The sequence below is a fragment of the Sulfitobacter sp. HI0129 genome, from assembly GCF_001635395.1.
Lineage (GTDB): Bacteria > Pseudomonadota > Alphaproteobacteria > Rhodobacterales > Rhodobacteraceae > Sulfitobacter.
In genome coordinates, this window is sequence record NZ_LWGH01000681.1 from 1 (window position 1) to 1646 (window position 1646).

Consider the following 1646-nt stretch of genomic DNA (forward strand, 5'->3'; position numbering starts at 1 on the left):
GATGGAGCGGCGGGTCTCCGGGCGGAACTCGAAGAGAAGCGTCGCAGTGAAGAGGCCGGTCTGGGTGCCGTTAATGGACGTCAGGCGCTTGCGCAGGCGGACCGTCGTTCGGTTGGTTCCGATCCGGTTGATGCTGAGGATTTCCACGTCGAGCCGAGCATTGGGGCCATAGACCGTCGGCGGGTAATTCTCGTTGGCGCTGTTCCAGATCTGGCGCAGCCCGCTCTCGGCAGCTCCGTCCGAGCGGCGCAGGACGCTGCGGATGCGCAGATCGTTGTCGAGCTGGTTATAGACCTCCCGGTCGGTCACATAGCGGAACACCTCCGCCTCGATGATCGCCTGGTTGGCGGTCACCGAGGAGGCGCCCACCGAGGCTTCGGGGAGTGCAAAGCCGGTGGCGGGATCATAGGGGACAACGACAGGCGGGGGATCGACATCGAGGATCGCGACTGCTGCTGCGCACAGGCAGCCGATGATGCCGAAGACGAGGCCCGTCAGACCAAGGCGTTGCCAAAGCCGTTCGCGGCGCAGGGCACCGTAGACCAGTTCTTCCTCGATGATTTCTTGTTCAGTCGCCACCCGTCATGCCCCCGCGATCAGTCCGCCCGCAGGTCCGGCAGGGTGAAATCCATGAACCGCTGCTCCTCGGCGATAGTGGCGGCATCGATCACGCCGCCGGTGCCATCGCCCACGGTCTGCACCGCTTCGAGCTGCCACATGGCCACTAGCGCGATTGCGAGTTCCGCTGTGACGCGCGTGTTGAGATCGACGCTTTGCTTGAGCTCATCCATGTCGTCGATGAGCCCGACAAGGCGGTCTACCCGCTCAAGCGATTGGCCGGCATCTTCATAGCTGTTCTGGGCGGCGGCTGAGACGAGCGCGCCGGTTGTTGCCTGCGTGGCCACACGGTTGGCCCCGGGATTGCCGCTCGTGGCCATTTCCGAGAGCGTGTCCTCGTCAAAGCCGAGATCGGCCAGCACCCGATCCATCTGGGTTTCGATCTCGCCAGCGCCGGAGCCCGAGAGGCCCGAGAAATCCCCCGTCTTGATGGCCTCAATCGTGGCAAGGATGTCCCCGAACTCCTGGTCGAGAAGACCGTTCAATTCATCTTCCATCTCGGTGCGGATGATTTCGGGCAGTTCGGCGAGGCGGGTGAGCGCCTCATAGGTGCGTTGCAATTCGCCAAGTTGGTCCGTGAGCGTCGCAAGCTGTTCGCGGAGCTGCGTCAGCTGCTCGTTTTGCAGGATCTCGTCCTCGATCATCTGCCGGAGCTGCTGGATGTTTTGCGCGATGTTCTGGGTATCGACAACGGGTACGCCTTGTGCTGCGACAGGGGGTAGGGCGCTGAACTGCAAGCCAATGCCAAGCGTTGTGACCAAAACTGTCCTCAAGAGCAGGTGTCCCATCATTCAATCTCCCTGATCGTAAAATCCATGAACGCGCCTTCGGCCATGCGGGCGCTGGCCTGGGCCAGTTCTTCGGCGGAGAGCACGCGGGTGCGTGCCGCCTGAAGCCGGATGCGTGCAGCGACGAGGCGCACGAGTTCGGCGCGGGCATAGGTGTTGAGCGCGATGCTTTCTTGCACGTCCTCGGTTTCGGAAATCCGTTCGACGATTTCCGCAATACGCAGGGCGGCTTGCCTGATC

Annotated in this window: 2 protein-coding genes and 1 pseudogene; all 3 read right to left on the reverse strand. The window is 62.8% G+C overall.

Features of this window, described 5'->3' with window-relative positions; all coding sequences use genetic code 11:
* Positions 1 to 579: type IV secretion system protein (locus A3764_RS17250; protein ID WP_067951828.1), on the reverse strand; the 579-nt coding region annotated here is incomplete at its 3' end.
* Between the two features lie 17 nt (positions 580 to 596).
* The gene (locus tag A3764_RS17255) at positions 597 to 1406 is read right to left on the reverse strand and encodes a type IV secretion system protein (RefSeq protein ID WP_067923901.1); all 810 of its coding nucleotides are present in this window, start codon (positions 1404 to 1406) and stop codon (positions 597 to 599) included.
* Positions 1406 to 1646, reverse strand: a pseudogene (locus A3764_RS17260) (lytic transglycosylase domain-containing protein); the annotation flags it as partial. The gene A3764_RS17255 and the pseudogene A3764_RS17260, both read right to left, overlap by 1 nt.